An 18,762-nucleotide genomic window follows, 5' to 3' on the forward strand; every position below is an offset into this window, starting at 1 on the left:
GGTTGCCATGACAATGACAACGATAACGCCGACGATTGAAATCCGTAATCTTGTCAAACATTTCGGGCCGGTTATTGCACTGAATGGCGTTTCGCTGAGCGTCGAACCCGGGCAGGTCCATTGCCTGCTCGGCGATAATGGCGCGGGTAAATCGACACTCATCAAGACCTTGTCCGGTGTGCATAAACCGACGAGCGGTGACTTCTTTGTCGAGGGCAAACAGGTTGTGTTCAACAGCCCGCGCGATGCGCTCGACCATGGTATCGCGACGGTCTATCAGGATCTGGCGATGATCCCTCTCATGTCGGTGATGCGGAACTTCTTTCTGGGTCGCGAACCGACCAAGGGGATAGGGCCGCTGCGCTGGTTCGACACACAGTTCGCCGAAGACGTAACCCGCGAGGAAATGCGCCGGATCGGCATCGATGTGCGCGATCCGCAGCAGGCCGTCGGCACGCTGTCCGGTGGCGAGCGGCAATGCGTGGCGATTGCCCGTGCGGTTTATTTCGGGGCGAAAATATTGATCCTCGACGAGCCGACTTCCGCGCTTGGTGTCCGCCAGACCGCGATGGTGCTCAAATACATCAATCAGGTGCGCGCTAGAGGGTTGGGCGTGATTTTCATCACCCACAATGTCCGCCATGCCCATGCGGTGGGCGACAAGTTCACCGTGCTCAATCGCGGTGTGACATTGGGCACCCGCACCAAGAGCGAAGTCGATATGGATGAATTGCAAAGCCTGATGGCTGGCGGTCAGGAATTGTCCGACCTGTCAGCCGAATTGGGCGGCAGAGTTTGATCAGATCTCGGAGTTTGCGATGAGCGAGCAGTTGAAAGGCAAGGTTGCTGTCATCACCGGCAGCACGCAAGGATTGGGTGCGGCCACAGCAAAGCTGTTTGCCGAGCGAGGTGCAGCCGGTCTGGTGATTTGCGGACGCTCGGCAGAAAAGGGGCGGGCGCAGGTCGATCTGCTTGAGAAAACTGGCACGCGCGCGGTTTTCGTTCAGGCCGATCTGGAGAAAGTCGAGGATTGCAGAAAGATCATCGCCGAAGCCGACCGTGCATTCGGGCGTCTCGATATTCTGGTCAACGCGGCCGGTCTGACCGACCGAGGAACTATTCTCGATACCTCGCCAGAACTTTTCGACCGGCTGTTTGCTGTGAACACCAGAGCGCCTTTCTTTCTCATTCAGGAAGCGATCAAGCTTTTCCGTCGCGACGCGGTGGAGGGGGCTATCGTCAACATATCCTCCATGTCATCGATGGGCGGCCAGCCGTTCATCGCGGCTTATTGTGCGTCCAAGGGCGCAGTCGACACGCTGACCCGCAACGTTGCCTATTCGGTCCTGCGCAATCGCATCCGCGTCAACTGCCTGAATATCGGCTGGATGGCGTCGGACGGCGAAGACCGTATTCAGCGCGAGTTTCATGGTGCGCCCACCAACTGGCTCGATGACGCCGCCAAGGCACAACCCTTTGGGCGCTTGATCGACCCCGCGGAAGTTGCGCGTGCAATTGCGTTTCTTGCTTCGGAAGAATCGGGGCTGATGACCGGAGCTATCGTCAATTTCGACCAGTCGATCTGGGGCGCTTATGATGGTTCGCCGCACCCGCAAGCGCCGCTCTGATGTGAATTACTGTGGCGTTTCTAGCGCGATCTACTAAAAAACTACGCATTTAATTGGGGGTATGCCAAAAAAACAGGCAACAACTGTCGTTCCTGCTTGCGCGCACAATTACAGGTAGTTAGACGATGCTCTAAACCGTTGTTTTAGCCGTGTTTCTGCAAACCACGACTTTTCGTTTGGTTGTATGATCCGAAGGCGACCACGGCTGACATAACTACCGTTTCAATTGCGCTGAAAGGACGAATATCGTGGAGCAGGCAAAGAACGGGACCGGCAAGGGTGGACGCAAGGCGCTTTGGGCAGCCGTTGCGGTCATCGCGATAGCTGCCGCTGGTCTGACCGGATACAAGATCACGCTTCAGAACACCATCACGTCACAACTGGAAAAGCGCGGTGGCAAGGCCGCTTCGGTTGAAGCCGATTTCTTCGGACGCATCCATCTGCGCGATGTGACGATGCCGCTCAAGAACGGTTCTGAAGTGCGCATCGGCTCGATTGAAGGTCGTCCGAAGTTCCTGTTCCTGACAGGTATGCTCGATGCATCCGACATCAACACGCAAGTCGCCAATTACAAGATCTCCATTCCCCATGTGAAGATCGACGATGCGAATTTCGATATTTCGACATTGCGCGAAACCTTTGGCAACAGCCAGCTGACCGTGCCTGAGCGCGTCGGCCGCTTCTCGGCCAAGAGCGTCGTTGCACCGGAAATCAATCTGGTTCAGACCATTGCGGGCAACGAGCAGAAAGTCTCCTACAAGGACGTGAAGCTCGAGGACATCAAGCAAGGTCAGGTCGCCCGCTTTTCCGCTGCAGGCACGACGTTTGAATTTGCGTTTGAAGTACCGAAGGAAGAAGGCGAGCCAGTCCGTGACCAGATGCAGGGCTCGATGGGCCTGACCGAAGGCAAAGACATCGACGCCGTTTATCTGGCCCGTCTCTATACGGATAAAGTCGGACCGGACGATAAGGACGCCAAGCCGGTCTATGGTCCGTTCTCGGCCAAGAATATCGTCATGAAGAGCCGTGAAGTGAACTTCAGCTATGACGAAATTCGCAGCAATGGCTTCAGCATGCGCATGCCTGCCGAGCCGCTGCTGGACATGGTTCAACAGATTGAGGCGGTCAAGAACCCGGAAGATCTGACGCCCGCCGAACAGCGTGAATTCTTCCTGCGCCTGCTGTCGATTGTCGATACGATCGGCAAGGGCGACATGGAGTTGCTCGGCCTCAAGATCGAACCTTCCGACACCACCAAGGGCAAGGGCGATATCGCGCAGATCTCGATTGCCTTCGATCACAGCAAGGTTGACGCTACCGTCAAGGGTATCAATATCGGTGACGGCACGGATCACGTGAAGGTCGATGAAGCTTCCATGCAGGGCTTTTCCTGGGCTCCGACCGCCGAAGCTCTGAAGAAGCTCGCCGTGCTCAGCGATGAAGAAGCAGAGAACTTCCCCTTTACAACGCTGCTGCCTGAATTTGGCACCATGCGCATTGCGGGCGTTGACGCTGATCTGCCTTATGAGCCGGAAGTCGTCAATGAAGTGACCGGCAACGACGAAACCACAGACGACGCGGGCGATCAGGAAACCGTCGATGCAGCGGGCGATGCGACTGGCGATGATGCCGCAGTCGCTACGGATGATCAGGGAGTCGATATTGCGGGTGCTCCGCAGGATTCCACTGAAGAACCTGCGACCGAAGGTGAAGAAGCACAGCCAGAACCTGCTGAGGAAGCCAAGGCTCCGGCGGTTCCAGAGCGCATCAAGTTCTCTTTGAAGAATTACGAAGTCGCGCTCAACAAGCCGCAGAACGGTATTCCGACCGATATTCGCGTTACCTATGAGGACATGACGCTTCCGGTGCCGCAATCGGGCAACGACGAGATTTACGACCAACTGCGCAAGCTTGGCTATGACAAGGTGACGATCTCGTCCAATGTGGCGATGAACTGGGATGAACCGAACCAGAACCTCGTCATTTCGGATATTTCTGTCAGTGGCAAGGATATGGGCAGCGTTTCGGTCAATGGCCTGATGGGCGGTTTCACCAAGGAGTTCTTCTCGGGCGACAAGGTGATGACGCAGGTTGCCGCTCTTGGCCTCAAAGCGCGAGAAGTAAAGGTGAAGGTTGAAGAGAAGGGTCTGATCGCCAAGGCGCTCAAGCTTTATGCGGAAGAAAACGACATGACGGAAGATGAAGTGCGCAGCACCTTCTCCATGATCGCCGCCGCCTTCCTGCAAGAACTGGCAACGGATCAGCCGAAGCTTCAGGACGCGGTAACCGCATTCTCCACCTTCCTGGCCAAGCCGAATATTTTCGAGCTGACGGTCACGTCGAAGGCAGAGAAGGGCATCGGCGCGCTGGAGATGATCTCTGCGTCTCAGGACCCTCTGTCGCTGCTGGACAAGGTGAATATTGAAGCCAAGGCCGAGTAAGCCATCTTTCGATTATGAATGAGACAAACGCCGGCTGCATCGCAGCCGGCGTTTGCATATGGGCTGTCGTTTGAATAGGTTTTCGTATCGAAGATGCCTCAAATCTGGAATCAGACACTATGCTGAAAAACATCAACCCTTTGCTGACCGGCTCGCTCCTCTCCATTCTCACAGATATGGGGCATGGCGATGATCTCGTGATCGTGGATGCAAACTACCCGGCGCAAGCTTCAGGCGTGCCAGTGCTGGATTTTCCGGGCATCAGTGCGACGGCCATGACCGAAGCGGTCTTGTCGGTTCTGCCGCTCGATGATTTTGTCGACAAGCCTGCTGCGGTTATGAAAGCGCGAACCGAGACGCCAGCCATGTATGGCGAGTTTGAAGCAATTATCTCCGTAGCGGAGGGACGCGAGATTGCTGTTGATCCGCTGGAGCGTTTTGCGTTCTATGAACGGGCTTCGGGAGCATTTGCCGTGATCCGTACCGGCGAGCGGCGGCTTTATGGCAATATCATTCTCAAGAAGGGCGTAATCCGCCCCTGATTGTCCAGAACAAACCAATAAAAAGCCCGGTCGCGAGACCGGGCTTTTGTTTCAGGCGTTATTCCTGAGGCTTTTCTTTCTGGTCCTTCATTGCGTGATGAGGACCCTTATGGTCGCCACCCTTGTGGTGCTGTCCCATGCCATGACGGCCATGGTGTGGGCCCATGCCGTGACGGCCCATATGGGCGGCGCGCATTTCCCTGCGGTCGAGCACACCGTCATCGTTTCGGTCCAGCGCGGCGAATTCCTTCTTGCGCTGGTTTTCGATGTTCGACAGGGTGATCTTGCCGTCACCCTTGACGTCGAGACGACGTTCCAGACGATCGGCCTCGCGCTTCACGATACGCTTGAGCGCCAGAGCTTCAATCTCGTCGCGAGACAGGACGCCGTCACCATTGGTGTCGGCAGCTTTCAGCTCTTCCATACGGGAGAACTTCTCTAGATCAATTGGTCCGCGCTTGGTCTTGACGTCATTATCCTGTGTAGCAGCCGCTTCCGTTGCCGGCTTTGGTGTATTCGCACTGCTGCTTTCCTGTGCCAATACAGGTCCAGCAAGCATTGTCGATGCGATTACAGCGAGAATTGCGGTTCTATATTTCATGGTTGTTTGACTCCATTACTCTTTACAGGGGCGCCGTCAATTGGCGTGCCAGTAATGTGTTTCTTTTTAGATGAACCTCATATGAATATGCCAATTAATTATATGTAATGAATTTGTAATGTGACCGTAGAGGTGGTGTGGCTGACCCTGGCGCTGTGTGGGTGACAGGGCAATCCTGCAAATCCGAGAATCGCGGCAGCGCCCGGTGCAACGACGCGCGTATTCAAGCGCGCAGATTGGATGTGCGGTGATGTTCAGGCGGGAAAGGGAAGGGGAATTTTCGTTGCGATCTTGCGATCACTTCGGCCCCGTTTTCTACGGGGTCAATCAGCGGAAGCGTTTGTTTTCAGAAGAGAAAATGGTGGGTGATGTAGGGATCGAACCTACGACCCGCTGATTAAGAGTCAGCTGCTCTACCAACTGAGCTAATCACCCACTCGCTTTGCCGAGGCAGCGGCCCCGGTGAAGTGAGCGGGTGTATACCGGTCGATTTTCCAGCTGTCTACCCTCCAATCGAAATTTTTCGAAAAAAACTTGCATCTTTGTTCAAAACCCCGGAAACGCTGGGTTTTGAGAAATCCGGCTTTGCATCTTTGTCGGGAATTTCGTTCCCGTGTTCGCAAAAGTTGTGATTGCGCCAGCGAATCCCGAAGAATCGAATGCAAAAGATTCTTGATTTGATTCATTTTTTTGCGCTTCGAACGTTGTAAGCGCGCATGGCCGACTCCATATTCGCGCAATACTGGATTCGTACTTGCGGATATGTCCGTGTGGGAGGCGAAGCAGGTTACGGCTTCGGGGCGTAGGTTCACGCTTCAAATGTCGCAGCCATGTCATCATTTTTTGATGCTTGTCTGAGAAGTTAGAGCATATAAATGTCTTGATCACCGGGTAATCAAATCTTGATCACAAACCCGTGCTGATCATTTGACATTATAATCCGAGCAAGGCGCGTCATGCACCGGATAGCCTTTGCAGAGAAAACCGAGGCGGGTAAATCGCTTCAAGATCCGGTTCGCGGCATTTGAGGAAAGCATGGAAAGCATTATCAGCAATCTCGGGCATTTCATTTCCGATCATCGGGTATGGGCCGGGCCTATTGTTGGTGTCATTGCCTTCGGCGAATCTCTCGCGATCATCGGAATGTTCATTCCTGCCACCCCGATCATGATTGCCATTGGCGGCCTTGTCGGCGCCGGCATCATTGAGCCGCTGCCTGTCATCATCGGCGCCATCATCGGCGCGGTGATTGGCGATATCATCTCCTATTTCCTCGGCTGGTGGCTGGGCCGCAACATTATTCACAAATGGCCGCTGAACAAGCATCGCAGCGGCGTGGCGCGTGCGCGCCTGCTGTTCCGCCGCTATGGCTTTTCCGCCGTCTTCCTCGGTCGTTTTTTCGGGCCAGTGCGCTGCACGGTGCCGATGGTCGCCGGTATGATGTCGATGGACCAGACACGCTTCCAGACCGCAAACGTGCTGTCCGCGCTGGTTTGGGCTCCCCTGATGTTCCTTCCTGGCTGGCTCGCCGGGCGTGGCGCAGGCATTTTCGCCAAGATGGATAGCGATCACATGTTCTGGTTCGCCATCGGCATCACAGTGCTGACGCTGATCTTCACCGTTATCGGTGTTCGCTTCTTCAAGGCGCGCCCCCCGCGCCGTGAGCGTAAATCGCGGCGCGTACAGGTGTCGCCCGCCGAATAAGGGAATAAGGCGGACGCACTTGCCTGATCGGTGATCGTCTGCATAATAAGGCAACGCTGGCAATTGGTCGTATGATTGTGCCTGTCAGCCTGCTGAATATATTGCGAACAACAATCGTATGTTTCGTATAGCAATTGGTGCCCGAGGTCGGCGATAACGCCGATACAGCGCCCTACAAAAGGTTCATCGCGCTTAATGCCCGACGACAGTTCTGACGATTCGTCTTACCGAAGTACCGGTTCCCTCGCGGGAACCTGTCGCTTCATAGGCTTAAAGCCTGTCTCCGCCGCCTGTGGATTTTTTCGGCTGGATCGCAATTTCGCGTTCCGGCCTGAAAGTGTTTGCACCGGCTTTTCTGAATTCCGTTCTTTCTGACCCGCTTGGGGTGCTGTCATTGTGATTCAAGACGGCGCTCTAAGCTTCTGTTTATTCTCACATCTCTCCCGGAAATAGTCTTCCGGGATGTGCTTTAAAGGAGCCGACATATCATGGACTGGTCCATGGACTGGATTGCCGACCCCAATGCCTGGATAGGTTTGGTGACATTGGTGGTGCTTGAGATTGTTCTCGGCATCGACAATCTCGTCTTTATCGCCATTCTGGCCGATAAGCTGCCGCCGCATCAGCGTAACCGCGCACGCGTCATCGGTCTTGCCCTTGCGCTTCTCATGCGCCTTGTCCTGCTTGCCTCGATCTCATGGATCGTGACGCTGCGCGAACCTTTGATCGAAGTGATGGATATGTCGTTCTCCGGACGCGATATCATCATGCTGATCGGCGGTCTGTTCCTGCTGGCCAAGGGCACGATGGAACTGCATGAACGCCTGGAAGGCGCGCATGGTGCGAAAAGCTCTCGCGTGGTCCATGCGGTGTTCTGGCAGGTCATTGTCCAGATTGTCGTCCTTGACGCGGTTTTCTCGCTCGATAGCGTGATTACGGCTGTCGGTATGGTTCAGCACCTGCCCGTGATGATGATCGCCGTCATTATCGCAATCGGCGTCATGATGCTGGCTTCCAAGCCACTGATGGATTTCGTCAACAAGCATCCGACGGTGGTTATCCTCTGCCTTGGCTTCCTGATGATGATCGGTTTCAGCCTCGTGGTGGAAGGCTTTGGCTTCCATATTCCGAAGGGCTATCTCTACGCGGCTATCGGCTTCTCGGTGCTTATCGAAGCGGCCAATCAGATGTCGCGGCGCAATCGTGAGAAGCTGGTCACGACCAACGATCTGCGCGAGCGGACGGCAGGCGCGGTTCTGCGCCTGCTCGGCGGCGGGCGTGGCGAGAACCCGCTTTCAGATACGGTTGACGTGATTGCGCAGCAGACCGCCGCCAATGACGTCTTCCTTCCTGAAGAAAAGGAAATGATCCGCGGTGTTCTGGATCTGGCGGATCGCCCGGTACGCTCGATCATGTCGCCGCGCAATGAAGTCGAGTGGCTCGATATCGATGAAAGCGAAGAGGAATTGCACGAAGCGATTCGCAAGCTCTCGCATTCGCGTGTTGTGGTTGCCCGCCGTCAGGTCGATGAGTTTGTCGGCGTGGCTTCGGTCCGCGATCTGTTGCTCGACATGACCGACAAAAAGTCCATCAACTGGGATCAGGTCGTCAAGCAGCCGCTCGTTGTGCATGAAAGCGCCAATGTGCTGCGTGTGATGGAACAACTGCGTGTTTCGCCGGTCCAGCTCGCTGTCGTGGTCGATGAGCACGGCTCATTCGAAGGCGTTGTCACGACGACGGACGTTCTTGAAGCCATCGCTGGCGAATTCCCTGATGAGGACGAAGAAGCATCTGTCGCCGAATCGGACGGGCAGGGCGGTTATATCGTCGATGGCTTTGTCGATATTCGTCGCCTGAGTGGTCTGCTGGAGCGCGATCTGGTCGATGATAGCGATCGCTATACGACGCTGGCCGGTTATGTGCTCTGGCATCTTGGCCACCTGCCGTTAGGAGGCGAGAGCTTCACTGCGGACGGCTTCGAGTTCAGGATTGACGCTATGAAGGGGCGCAATGTGGACAAGGTCCATATCAAGCCCGTCAACGACTACGAGGTCTAAAGCGGTATGATTTTGCGGGCGGCGGCCTGTCGCTCGCAAAATATTTCATCCTGTTAACTCCGATAAAATGAGTAGGTTATTGACTTCTGCGTAGAAGCCTTCAAAATTAACACATCGTTCATTGTTGCGGCGAAAGCGTGTCTGAAAACAGGACGTGCTTTGAGGGCGACGATGTAGAGATGGGGACGCGATAACGCGGACAGGAGGCCTGGTTTGATGCGAAACTTGCAGGTGCTGACCACCGGACTGAAAAACGCCTTCTTGGGCATTCCCGCGTTTTTGGCGCAGCCTTGGCGGGAAATGAAACTGAGCGCTGAGGAAATCGCAGCGCGTCGACGCAGCCGGCTTGAGCGAAGTGAGCATAATTTTCTGTGGTGCTGGCAGCATCGCGGTTTCTGGTAAGGTTTTACGCAGAAAAAAATCAGGGCCGGAGGCGAAAGTCTCCGGCCTTTTTGTTTTCTCATTTCTGATTGCGGATGTTTTAGGGAATATTTTTCTACCTCGCATATGCCGCTTGGGCGCATGTTCCAAGGAGTTGCTCGAAAGTAGTTTAATCATTTAAATCAATGATTTAGGTTGATTTTGAACCATCATTCGATAGGTTTTCTTTCCAAGTTCAATCGTCTGTATGAACGCTTTGCAGGTGCAGGGCGGTGGGGATGTGTCTAATGCGGAAAATTTTTCTCTATGCGGCTGTGGCGCTCGGACTGGGTGCAGCACCAGTTAAGGCTGAAGAGCCGAAGGAAATCCTGAACGTTTCCTATGATATCGCTCGGGAACTCTACGAGCAGGTCAACAAGGCGTTCATCGCGGACTGGAAGGCGAAGACCGGCGAAGAGCTGACCGTCAACCAGTCGCATGCCGGTTCTTCCAAACAGGCCCGCTCAATTCTCGAAGGTCTTGAAGCCGATGTGGTGACCTTCAATCAGGTGACCGACGTGCAGGTTCTGCACGACAAGGGCAATCTGATCCCGGCTGACTGGCAGAAGCGTCTGCCGAACAATTCGTCGCCTTATTATTCCTTCCCGGCATTTCTGGTGCGCGCTGGCAACCCGAAGAATATCAAGAACTGGGATGATCTCGCCCGCGACGATGTGAAGGTTGTCTTCCCGAATCCGAAGACCTCGGGCAATGCGCGCTATACCTATCTGGCGGCGACGGCCTATGCGAAGGAAGCGTTTAATAACGACGACGCCAAGGTGCGCGAATTTGTCGGCAAGATCTTCAAGAATGTGCCGGTCTTCGACACCGGCGGTCGCGGCGCAACGACCACCTTTGCGGAACGCGGTATCGGCGACGTGCTGGTCACTTTCGAGGCCGAAACCCGTGGCACGCAGAAGCAACTGGGCGCAGACAAATATGACGTCGTCGTTCCGCAGGTCAGCTTGCTTGCCGAATTCCCGGTCACGGTCGTCGACAAGGTCGTGGACAAGCGTGGCTCGCGCAAGATCGCTGAAGCCTATCTGAACTATCTTTATGCACCGGAAGGTCAGGAGATTCTCGCTCAGAACTTCAACCGCGTGCATGACAAGGCGGTCATCGAAAAGCACAAGGATATCTATCCGGATGTGCGTCTCGTGACGGTTGAGGATGTGTTCGGCGGCTGGGACAAGTTGCAGAAAGAGCATTTTGCCGAAGGCGGCGTACTTGATCAGCTCTTCACCAAGAAGTAAGCGGTAATTAAGCTGGTACACAGGAGCGTGCGGCGACGCGCGCTCCTGCCGTTATATGGAATAATTCAGTGTCGCTTCTCAGCATGAAACGCAATTCGGTACTGCCGGGGTTCGGTTTGACCCTCGGCAGTACCTTGTTTTATATGACGGTCATCGTGGCTTTGCCATTGCTCGCCATGATCATGAAAACAGCGAGCCTCGGCTGGAGCGACTTCTGGTCCATCGTCACCTCTGACCGTGCACTGGCCACCTATCGCATCACGCTCGGCACGGCTGCACTTGCGACCGTATTCAACGGTCTGTTTGGCCTGCTGTTGGCATGGGTGCTGGCGCGGTATGAGTTTCCCGGCAAGCGCCTGATGGATGCTGCCGTCGACCTGCCTTTCGCGCTGCCCACGGCCATTGCGGGTCTCGCACTGGTGACGGTCTTTGCGCAGAACGGCTGGTTCGGCCAGTTTCTGGAACCGCTCGGCATCAAGGTCGCCTATGCGCCGCTCGGCATTTCCATCGCCATGGCTTTTACCAGCATTCCCTTCGTCATCCGCACGGTACAGCCCGTGCTGGAAGATATGAATGCTGATGTGGAAGAGGCCGCGCGCAGCCTCGGCGCGAAGCCCTGGCAGATTTTCGCCTATATCGTCTGGCCGACGATCTTCCCGGCCTTTCTCGCGGGCGCATCGCTGTCCTTTGCACGCAGCCTCGGCGAGTTCGGCTCCATTGTTTTCATTTCCGGCAATCTTCCATTCGAGACAGAAGTGACATCGCTTCTGATTTTCATTCGGCTTGACGAATATGATTATCCAGCCGCAGCAGCGCTGGCCTTCGTCATGCTGGTCGCAGCATTTCTGATGCTGCTTATCACCAATCTCATTCAGGCAAGGCAGCTTCGTTATGCAGAGCGCTAATCTGGCACGCAACGCGCCGGGGCCGGTTCGCAGCCTGTTGATCTGGCTCGCCGCCGTCCTGTCGGTTTTGTGCATCGGTGTGCCGCTGGCGATCATCTTCACCTATGCATTCAGCAAGGGCGTGGGCGCGTTCTTTGGCGAAATCCTCAAGCCCGATACGCTGCATGCGATCTGGCTGACGGTGCTGGTCGCAATCGTGGTCGTGCCGATCAATATGGCGTTTGGCGTCTGTGTCGCGTGGCTTGTGACGAAGTTTCGTTTTCCGGGGCGCAGGCTGCTGATTACCTTTGTCGAGATTCCCTTCTCGATCTCACCAATTGTGGCGGGCGTGACCTATCTCTTCCTCTATGGCTCGCAGGGCCTGCTCGGGCCGCTGCTCGAAAGCTATGACCTCAAGATCATGTTCACGGTCCCGGCGATTTTTCTGGTCAGCCTGTTCGTCACGTCGCCCTTCGTCGCACGCGAATTGATCCCGTTGATGGAAGTGCAAGGCAGCGATGAAGAAGAAGCGGCGATGACGCTCGGCGCCAATGGCTGGCAGACATTCTTCTATGTCACGCTGCCCAATATCAAATGGGCGCTGCTTTACGGTGCCGTTTTGTGTAATGCCCGCGTGATGGGTGAATTCGGTGCCACGTCTGTCGTGTCCGGGGCCATTCGTGGCAAGACGAACACCTTGCCGTTGCAGGTGGAGCTTCTGTTCAACGACTATAATGTCGCCGGAGCCTTCGCTGCGGCTTCCACACTCGCATTGATTGCTCTTCTGACGCTGGTGCTGAAATTCCTGCTGGAACGCAAGCAGCACGTTTAACGCCGTGCGCCTGGAAGGTCACACGGCGTTAAAATGATCAGGCTGCCAGTTGTGCAGCCTGGGAGGGGAGGATTGCCTTTTGCGGCTCCCTTTGCAGGGATGAGGCGAGAATGACGCCTTCCGGCCAGCGGCTGAAACCGCTTGCGACATTGATGTGACCGGCATGGCCGATATCGACAAAGCCCGAGCCCCAGACATTCGCCAGAGCCTCTGCCTTGGCAAAGCGCATATATTCGTCGTTACGGCTGGCGACGACGATGGATGGGAAACCCAGCTCATGGCGCGGCAGTGGGGCGAAGCTCTGAAAACGGCTATCTCTGGAGGCCATGGTTTCCGCATCGGCAGGGGCAACGAGAAGCGCGCCTGCAACATGTGCGGCAGCCGGACGGCTTGCCAGATGAGCAACCAGCACACAGCCGAGGCTATGGGCAACCAGAACCGCACCGGGATTTTCGGCCAGTTTTGCTTCGAGCGCATGCATCCAGTCAGATAGCACTGGATAATGCCAGTCGTCCTGTTCAACCAGTAATGCTGACGGATCGTCATGCAACCATTGGCGCTGCCAGTGGCCTGCTTCCGATCCCTTGAAACCGGGGATGATAAGTGTCGCAGGCATGCGTTGTTTCCTTTTCCGGCAATTGCAGCAAAAGCACGAAACGGCTTTGCTACAATTGCGACATCACAGAGATCAGAGCCTTGGGAGGGCTTTTACTGTTTCGCTTTTCGTTCCGATCTGAAAACGTCTTGCGAAGCAGTTTCCAAAATAGGCGCTGAAATCTGCTATTTTAAGGAAAAGGAATTCAAATTCAGGCGGATAAGTGAAAATTATTCTCCGCCTGAATGAAAGTTACTTGTTGTGCTTTTCGTTCCAGCGCAGCAGGAACTGCGACTTCTCGAAAACCAGCACCACCACCAGCGACATGGCAAACGGGATCAGGAGATAGAGCAGGCGGAACACGATCAGTGCCGCCAGGACATCGGCCTGGTTCATATCCGGAAGGCCGGTCAGGAAAACCAGTTCAAGCACGCCAAGACCGCCCGGCGCATGCGAGATGAGTGCTGCCGAGAAGGAGACGAGGAAAATGCCGAGCACAATCAGGAAGCCGGGATTACCTGCTTCCGGCAAGGCGAAATAGATGATGCCCGCGGCGCCGATCAGTTCGAGGGGCGCGACGACCAACTGCTGCACGACGACCGACATACGCGGATATTCAAGCCGGAATTTGCCGATCTGAAGCGGGCGCAATTGCATCCAACTGCCCAGGACATAAAGCAGGACGAAGGCCAGCATGATCAGGGCGATGACCATGGCAACGGTGGGTGTCAGGTCTTCGTTGAAGCGCATGAGAACATGCGGCTCCAGCAACAGGACCACGCTGGAGGTGATGATGACGCCGAGAATGAACGTAAACGAACAGAAGGCGATGAGGACGGCGATCTCGCTGCCCGGCATGCCTTGCGAGGAATAGGCGCGGTAGCGAACGACAGCGCCGGAGACGACGGATGCACCGATATTGTGCGACAGGGCATAGGTGGTGAAGGAACAAAGCGCGATGAAAAGCCAGGAAATCTTGCGCCGGAGGTGGAGCAGCGCGATCCGGTCGTAACCGGCAAGCGAGCTATAGGCGAGAAGGGCCGCCGCCGCTGCCAGTACCCAGTGATGCGCACGAATGGCGTAGAAGCTGTCCAGAACATCATCGAGCGAAATGCTGCGAAGTTCACGATAGAGAAGCCAGGCTGAAACGCCGACGGCGCAGACACCGATGACTGGCCAGATATAATCCTTTGCTTTCATTAACCGATTACCGCCCCTTCAGCTCTCATCATGTTCCCCTTATATGCCCTGTGCTTCGCCATCAGCCGCAACCACCGAACTGTCGTCCTGTGCCTGAGCGTGCTGCTGTGGCGACGGGGCGGAAGCATTGCCGCCCGTATTTGAAACCTCTGCACCGATGGCCTTGGCGATTGCTTTTGCAATCTCTTCTTCGCCAAGAATGACGGAGGTTGCACCAAGATCGGTCAGATATTGTGCTTCGGCCTGCGAACTGGCCTGGGCAACGATGTGAATATCCGGGTTGGCCGCATGGGCCAGAGCGGTCGCGCGTCCAGCCTCGAAGGCATTCGGAATCGCAATGACCAGATTTTTGGCAAGTACCGGATTCGCTGCATTCAATATTTCGGTATCGGAGGCATTGCCTGCAATAGCTTCGATGCCTTTTTCCCGCAATGCGGTGCAGATTTTCGACGAGTCATCGATGACTAGGAACGGCATCGCACGTTCCTGCAAACTGCTGGCCAATCTGCTGCCGATATGTCCGTAGCCGGCAATGATTGTGTGGCCGGTCAGGCGCGTCTGCGGCAATGGTTCCGGCTCGGAAACGTCGATGGCGCTGTTGCCCGCGTTTTCACTGCCGCTTTCGGATGCACTGCGCTTTTCGATCCATGGCCGCATCCGCTCCGCAACGATGAACATCACCGGATTGAGGAAGATGGAAAGGATCGCGCCTGCGAGAATGAGATCGCGCCCAGCGGGCGGCAGCAGGTTGAGGCTGACGCCAAGTCCGGCGAGGATGAACGAGAATTCGCCGATCTGCGCCAGACTTGCGGAAATCGTCAGCGCCGTGCTGACCGGGCGACGGAAGGCCCGCACGATAAAAAAGGCCGCGACAGACTTGCCGATCAGAATGATCGCCAGCGTGCCCAGCAGGGGCAGGGGGTCTTTCAGCAGGCTCATAGGGTCGAACAACATGCCGACCGAAATGAAGAACAAAACCGCGAAAGCATCACGCAGCGGCAAGGATTCTTCTGCTGCGCGATGGCTGAGTTCGGATTCGCTCATCACCATCCCGGCAAAGAATGCGCCGAGCGCGAAGGATACGCCGAAGAGATGCGCCGCGCCGAAGGCAACGCCGAGCGCAATGGCCAGAACGCCAAGGCGAAACAATTCGCGCGAACCGGTTTGTGCGACGACGTTGAGAAGCCAGGGAATAACCTTGCGCCCGACGACCAGCATCAGGGCGACAAACAAAACTACCTTGGCGATGGTCAGAAGAATGATGCCGCCAATGCCGAGGCCAAGCCAGGCCGCGAGCGGGTCGCTGGCCGCGGCACTTGTTGCGCGTCCGGTGACGCTGGCGACGGCTGGCAGCAGCACCAGCGCCATGACCATGGCGAGATCTTCAACAATCAGCCAGCCAACGGCGATGCGGCCGCGTTCGGTATCGATGAGGCGGCGCTCCTGCATGGCGCGCAAGAGGACAACCGTACTAGCGGTGGAAAGGGCGAGGCCGAAGACAATGCCTGCTTCGACGTCCCAGCCGAGCGCCAGTCCAAGCCCGGTGCCAAGGGCAGCTGCAGTGGCGATCTGCGCCAATGCGCCCGGAACGGCGATGGCTTTGACGGATAGCAGGTCTTTCAGAGAAAAATGCAGGCCGACGCCAAACATCAGCAGGATGACGCCAATTTCGGCGAGCTGCAGAATGAGGCCCTGATCGGCAACGAAACCCGGCGTGTGCGGACCGGCGATAACGCCAGCCAGAAGATAGCCGACCAGTGGAGAAATCTTGAGGCGGGTGGCTACGGCACCGAAGATGAAGGCAAGGCATAACCCGATGACGATTGTCGCAATCAAAGGCGTGTCATGGGGCATAGGGTGCCGTTTCCCTCTATTGAAATTTCAGTTCATTATGGGAGCCGGGCAGGACCAAAATCCTGCCCGGCAATTGGATTACTTCTGCGCGATGGCCTTTTCCTCAGGCTGCTTGTGAGCCTCTTTGTGGTGCTGCCACCAGTCACCCAGCAGAAGCAGAATCGGCGCTGCGATGAAGATCGACGACGACGTCGCAATGACGATACCGAACAGCATCGGCACGGCGAAATTATGGACGGCGCTGCCGCCCCATACCGCCATCGGGAACATACACAGGAAAGTCACGACCGACGTGTAGATACAGCGCACGAGCACCTGATTGATACTCATGTCGATGATCTCGCGCAGCGGCTTCGACTTATAGAGGCGCATGTTTTCACGCATTCGGTCATAGACCACGACCTTATCGTTCACCGAGTAACCGATGATCGTCAGAAGGGCCGCGATAGCCGTCAGGTTGAAATCGAGCTGCATCAGCGCGAAGAAACCGACGATCTTCGTGGTGTCGAGGATGAGCGTGATAATCGCACCAAGCGCGAAGAACCACTCGAACCGCCACCAGAGATAGACCAGCATGCCGAGCGCCGAGAGCACGACCGCGATGAAGCCGGAGCGGGCCAGTTCGCCGGAGACCTTCGGTCCCACGACTTCGGTCCGTTCGATCTTCACACCCGGATCGAGTTCGGTAACGGCTTCACGCATCTTGTTGACGGCTGCGGTCTGGGCTTCTTCGCCGCCATCCTGACGCTGGATGCGGATCAGCACTTCATTGGCGCTGCCTGCGCTCTGAAGCGCGACTTCACCCAGTTCCAGCGCTCCGAGCTTGGAGCGAAGCTGCGCAAGATCGGCTGGCTGTGACGTGGTGATTTCTGCCTGGATACCGCCCTTGAAGTCGATGCCGTAATTCAGGCCCGGCTTGAAGAACAGCACGATCGAGGCAATCGACAACACGATGGACACACCGATGCCGACAAAACGCGCATTCATAAAGCGGTAGTTGGTGCCTTCCGGCGCGAATCTCAGGATCGGCTCGATATGCAGAACCTTCAGCTTGCGCCGGCGCACGAACCAGCCCATCGCCATGCGCACCAGCGTCACGTCGGTGAACATCGAAATCGCGATACCGAGCATCATGGTGATGGCAAAGCCGCGAACCGGGCCCGTGCCGAACATGAACAGGAGCAGTGTCGAAATCAACGAGGTGACGTTGGAGTCGACGATGGTTGCAAAGGCGCTGTGGAAGCCCTTGTCCAGCGCGGCCATGGCGCCGAGACCCTTGCGCGTTTCTTCGCGGATACGCTCGTTGATGAGAATATTCGCGTCGACCGCGATACCGATACCCAGAATGATACCTGCGATACCTGGCAAGGTGAGTGTTGCGCCGATGAGGCTCAGTGCGGAGAAGGTCAGCAATGTGTGCAGAAGAAGCGCCACATTGGCGATCATGCCCCAGAGGCCGTAGAGCAGAACGATGAACACGGCCACGAGCGCGAAGCCGATGATGCCGGTGATCAGGCCCATCTTGATGGCGTCGCCGCCAAGGTCAGGACCGACAGTGCGTTCTTCGATGACCGTCAGCGGTGCGGGCAGGGCGCCAGCGCGCAGAAGTGCGGAGAGAACAACGGTGTCCTGAACCGTGAAGCTGCCGCTGATTTGGCCCGAACCGCCGGTGATCGGCTCACGAATGACCGGTGCGCTCAAGACCTTGCCGTCGAGAACGATGGCGAAAGGACGGTTCACGTTCTTGGTGGTGATATCGGCGAACTGACGTGCGCCAAGGCTGTCGAAACGGAAGGAAACGATTGGCTCATTGGTGCGCTGGTCGAAACCGGCGCGCGCATCGGTCAGGCGTTCGCCGGACAGAGCGATCTGATCCTCAATCGGATATTTGACATTCGGGTCCTTGGAATCCGGCATGATCGTCACGCCCGGAGGCGGCGTATCGTTCGGATTGGCGTCCGCGACCATGTGGAAGCTCATCTTCGCCGTGCTTCCAAGAAGCTGGCGGAGCTGGGCTGGATCTTGAAGGCCCGGCAGCTGAACCACGATACGGTCGGAACCGACGCGCTGGATCGAAGGTTCGGCAACGCCGACCTGGTCAACACGCTGGCGGATGATTTCAAGGCTCTGCTGCAGCGCTGCATCGAGGCGGTAGTTGAAGCCAGCCTCGGTCAGCGTCAGGCGAATCTGGTTATCGGTCGAATTGACGTCGATATCATTGATCGCCGTGCCGAAGCCGCTGGTGTTGACCTGCGAGATGAGCGTGCGCAGGGCGGTTTCCGCCTTTGCGCGCTGGTCGGCATCGGGAATTGCCACGATGACGGCATCGCCCACGGCGCGGATCGACTGCGGCTGGATGCGTTCAGTGCGCAATTTGCTGCGGGCATCGTCCAGCAGCGCACGCAGGCGGTCCTTTTTGAGGCCGGCTGCGTCCACTTCCAGCACGAGATATGAACCGCCGCGCAGGTCGAGACCGAGGGTCACCTGACGCTTAGGGAACCATGACGGCATCCCATCGAGTTGTTTTTGTGTGAAGAAGTTGGGCAAGGCGATGATAAGCCCGATCACGACGATCAGGCTATACAGCGCTACGACCCATTTCGAAGTACGCATGGATTGTGGTTCCGGGTCTGCGCGTCATCTCAAATCCCGATTGGCTGACCGAAATGGAAAGCCACAATCTGTGCGGGGGCGGATGACGCTGTTTTACGTAAAAGGGTTCGGGACTGGAGAGTGCCAGTCCTCCGGTAG

General features: G+C 56.4%; 15 protein-coding genes and 1 tRNA gene. 10 read left to right on the forward strand and 6 right to left on the reverse strand.

Annotated features, from left to right (window positions below):
- Window positions 1–13 precede the first annotated feature (13 nt).
- The 4 genes from FHW00_RS05910 (at window position 14) to FHW00_RS05925 (ending at window position 4,611) form a co-directional block, all read left to right on the forward strand.
- Complete coding sequence (locus FHW00_RS05910; RefSeq protein ID WP_176168333.1) at window positions 14–799, forward strand: ATP-binding cassette domain-containing protein; 786 nt, start codon at window positions 14–16, stop codon at window positions 797–799.
- A gap of 19 nt (window positions 800–818) precedes the next feature.
- Entirely contained in the window at window positions 819–1,628 is an 810-nt protein-coding gene (locus FHW00_RS05915; RefSeq protein WP_078339344.1) for an SDR family oxidoreductase, read from the forward strand.
- Between the two features lie 248 nt (window positions 1,629–1,876).
- Window positions 1,877–4,069, forward strand: a complete 2,193-nt coding sequence (locus tag FHW00_RS24505; protein WP_078339343.1) for a hypothetical protein — start codon at window positions 1,877–1,879, stop codon at window positions 4,067–4,069.
- 119 nt (window positions 4,070–4,188) lie between these two features.
- Entirely contained in the window at window positions 4,189–4,611 is a 423-nt protein-coding gene (locus FHW00_RS05925; RefSeq protein ID WP_078339342.1) for an RbsD/FucU family protein, read from the forward strand.
- A 58-nt stretch (window positions 4,612–4,669) separates the two neighbouring features.
- Here FHW00_RS05925 and FHW00_RS05930 read toward each other — a convergent pair whose 3' ends face one another.
- Both FHW00_RS05930 and FHW00_RS05935 read right to left on the reverse strand, forming a co-directional pair.
- Entirely contained in the window at window positions 4,670–5,212 is a 543-nt protein-coding gene (locus FHW00_RS05930; RefSeq protein ID WP_078339341.1) for an EF-hand domain-containing protein, read from the reverse strand.
- A 359-nt stretch (window positions 5,213–5,571) separates the two neighbouring features.
- Window positions 5,572–5,647 (reverse strand) — tRNA-Lys (locus FHW00_RS05935).
- A 600-nt stretch (window positions 5,648–6,247) separates the two neighbouring features.
- Here FHW00_RS05935 and FHW00_RS05940 point away from each other — a divergent pair.
- The 6 genes from FHW00_RS05940 to cysW all read left to right on the forward strand — a co-directional run bounded on the left by FHW00_RS05940 (window position 6,248) and on the right by cysW (window position 12,362).
- Window positions 6,248–6,916 (forward strand): DedA family protein, encoded by a 669-nt coding sequence (locus FHW00_RS05940; protein WP_078339340.1) that lies wholly within the window; start codon window positions 6,248–6,250, stop codon window positions 6,914–6,916.
- Between the two features lie 488 nt (window positions 6,917–7,404).
- Window positions 7,405–8,973 carry a TerC family protein gene (locus tag FHW00_RS05945; RefSeq protein ID WP_078339339.1) on the forward strand — a complete coding sequence of 523 codons (1,569 nt, stop codon included), beginning with the start codon at window positions 7,405–7,407 and terminating at the stop codon, window positions 8,971–8,973.
- Window positions 8,974–9,189: 216 nt separating this feature from the next.
- A complete protein-coding gene (locus FHW00_RS05950) occupies window positions 9,190–9,375 on the forward strand; it encodes a hypothetical protein (protein ID WP_078339338.1) in 186 nt (61 codons plus the stop codon).
- Window positions 9,376–9,641: 266 nt separating this feature from the next.
- Window positions 9,642–10,646 carry a sulfate ABC transporter substrate-binding protein gene (locus FHW00_RS05955; RefSeq protein ID WP_078339337.1) on the forward strand — a complete coding sequence of 335 codons (1,005 nt, stop codon included), beginning with the start codon at window positions 9,642–9,644 and terminating at the stop codon, window positions 10,644–10,646.
- Window positions 10,647–10,729: 83 nt separating this feature from the next.
- A complete protein-coding gene (gene cysT, locus FHW00_RS05960) occupies window positions 10,730–11,551 on the forward strand; it encodes a sulfate ABC transporter permease subunit CysT (protein ID WP_078339422.1) in 822 nt (273 codons plus the stop codon).
- On the forward strand, window positions 11,538–12,362 hold the full coding sequence (gene cysW / locus FHW00_RS05965; RefSeq protein WP_078339336.1) for a sulfate ABC transporter permease subunit CysW: 825 nt from the start codon (window positions 11,538–11,540) through the stop codon (window positions 12,360–12,362). The genes cysT and cysW overlap by 14 nt, the downstream gene beginning before the upstream one ends.
- Before the next feature lie 37 nt (window positions 12,363–12,399).
- On the opposite strand, the gene FHW00_RS05970 is transcribed toward cysW, so the two are convergent.
- From FHW00_RS05970 to secD, 4 genes are all read right to left on the reverse strand, one after another.
- Window positions 12,400–12,978, reverse strand: a complete 579-nt coding sequence (locus tag FHW00_RS05970) for an alpha/beta hydrolase (protein ID WP_078339335.1) — start codon at window positions 12,976–12,978, stop codon at window positions 12,400–12,402.
- A 231-nt stretch (window positions 12,979–13,209) separates the two neighbouring features.
- A complete protein-coding gene (locus FHW00_RS05975; RefSeq protein ID WP_078339334.1) occupies window positions 13,210–14,157 on the reverse strand; it encodes a lysylphosphatidylglycerol synthase domain-containing protein in 948 nt (315 codons plus the stop codon).
- Between the two features lie 39 nt (window positions 14,158–14,196).
- The gene (gene ybaL, locus FHW00_RS05980) at window positions 14,197–16,011 is read right to left on the reverse strand and encodes a YbaL family putative K(+) efflux transporter (RefSeq protein WP_078339333.1); all 1,815 of its coding nucleotides are present in this window, start codon (window positions 16,009–16,011) and stop codon (window positions 14,197–14,199) included.
- A gap of 78 nt (window positions 16,012–16,089) precedes the next feature.
- Window positions 16,090–18,624 carry a protein translocase subunit SecD gene (secD, locus tag FHW00_RS05985; RefSeq protein WP_078339332.1) on the reverse strand — a complete coding sequence of 845 codons (2,535 nt, stop codon included), beginning with the start codon at window positions 18,622–18,624 and terminating at the stop codon, window positions 16,090–16,092.
- Window positions 18,625–18,762: the final 138 nt, after the last annotated feature.

It is taken from the genome of Ochrobactrum sp. P6BSIII (genome assembly GCF_014138065.1).
GTDB lineage: Bacteria > Pseudomonadota > Alphaproteobacteria > Rhizobiales > Rhizobiaceae > Brucella.

Coding starts and splice junctions, on each gene's coding strand:
- FHW00_RS05910 (WP_176168333.1), top strand. CDS start 14: ATGACAACGATAACGCCGACGATTGAAATCCGTAATCTTGTCAAACAT.
- FHW00_RS05915 (WP_078339344.1), top strand. CDS start 819: ATGAGCGAGCAGTTGAAAGGCAAGGTTGCTGTCATCACCGGCAGCACG.
- FHW00_RS05925 (WP_078339342.1), top strand. CDS start 4,189: ATGCTGAAAAACATCAACCCTTTGCTGACCGGCTCGCTCCTCTCCATT.
- FHW00_RS05930 (WP_078339341.1), bottom strand. CDS start 5,212: ATGAAATATAGAACCGCAATTCTCGCTGTAATCGCATCGACAATGCTT.
- FHW00_RS05940 (WP_078339340.1), top strand. CDS start 6,248: ATGGAAAGCATTATCAGCAATCTCGGGCATTTCATTTCCGATCATCGG.
- FHW00_RS05945 (WP_078339339.1), top strand. CDS start 7,405: ATGGACTGGTCCATGGACTGGATTGCCGACCCCAATGCCTGGATAGGT.
- FHW00_RS05950 (WP_078339338.1), top strand. CDS start 9,190: ATGCGAAACTTGCAGGTGCTGACCACCGGACTGAAAAACGCCTTCTTG.
- FHW00_RS05955 (WP_078339337.1), top strand. CDS start 9,642: ATGCGGAAAATTTTTCTCTATGCGGCTGTGGCGCTCGGACTGGGTGCA.
- cysT (WP_078339422.1), top strand. CDS start 10,730: ATGAAACGCAATTCGGTACTGCCGGGGTTCGGTTTGACCCTCGGCAGT.
- cysW (WP_078339336.1), top strand. CDS start 11,538: ATGCAGAGCGCTAATCTGGCACGCAACGCGCCGGGGCCGGTTCGCAGC.
- FHW00_RS05970 (WP_078339335.1), bottom strand. CDS start 12,978: ATGCCTGCGACACTTATCATCCCCGGTTTCAAGGGATCGGAAGCAGGC.
- FHW00_RS05975 (WP_078339334.1), bottom strand. CDS start 14,157: ATGAAAGCAAAGGATTATATCTGGCCAGTCATCGGTGTCTGCGCCGTC.
- ybaL (WP_078339333.1), bottom strand. CDS start 16,011: ATGCCCCATGACACGCCTTTGATTGCGACAATCGTCATCGGGTTATGC.
- secD (WP_078339332.1), bottom strand. CDS start 18,624: ATGCGTACTTCGAAATGGGTCGTAGCGCTGTATAGCCTGATCGTCGTG.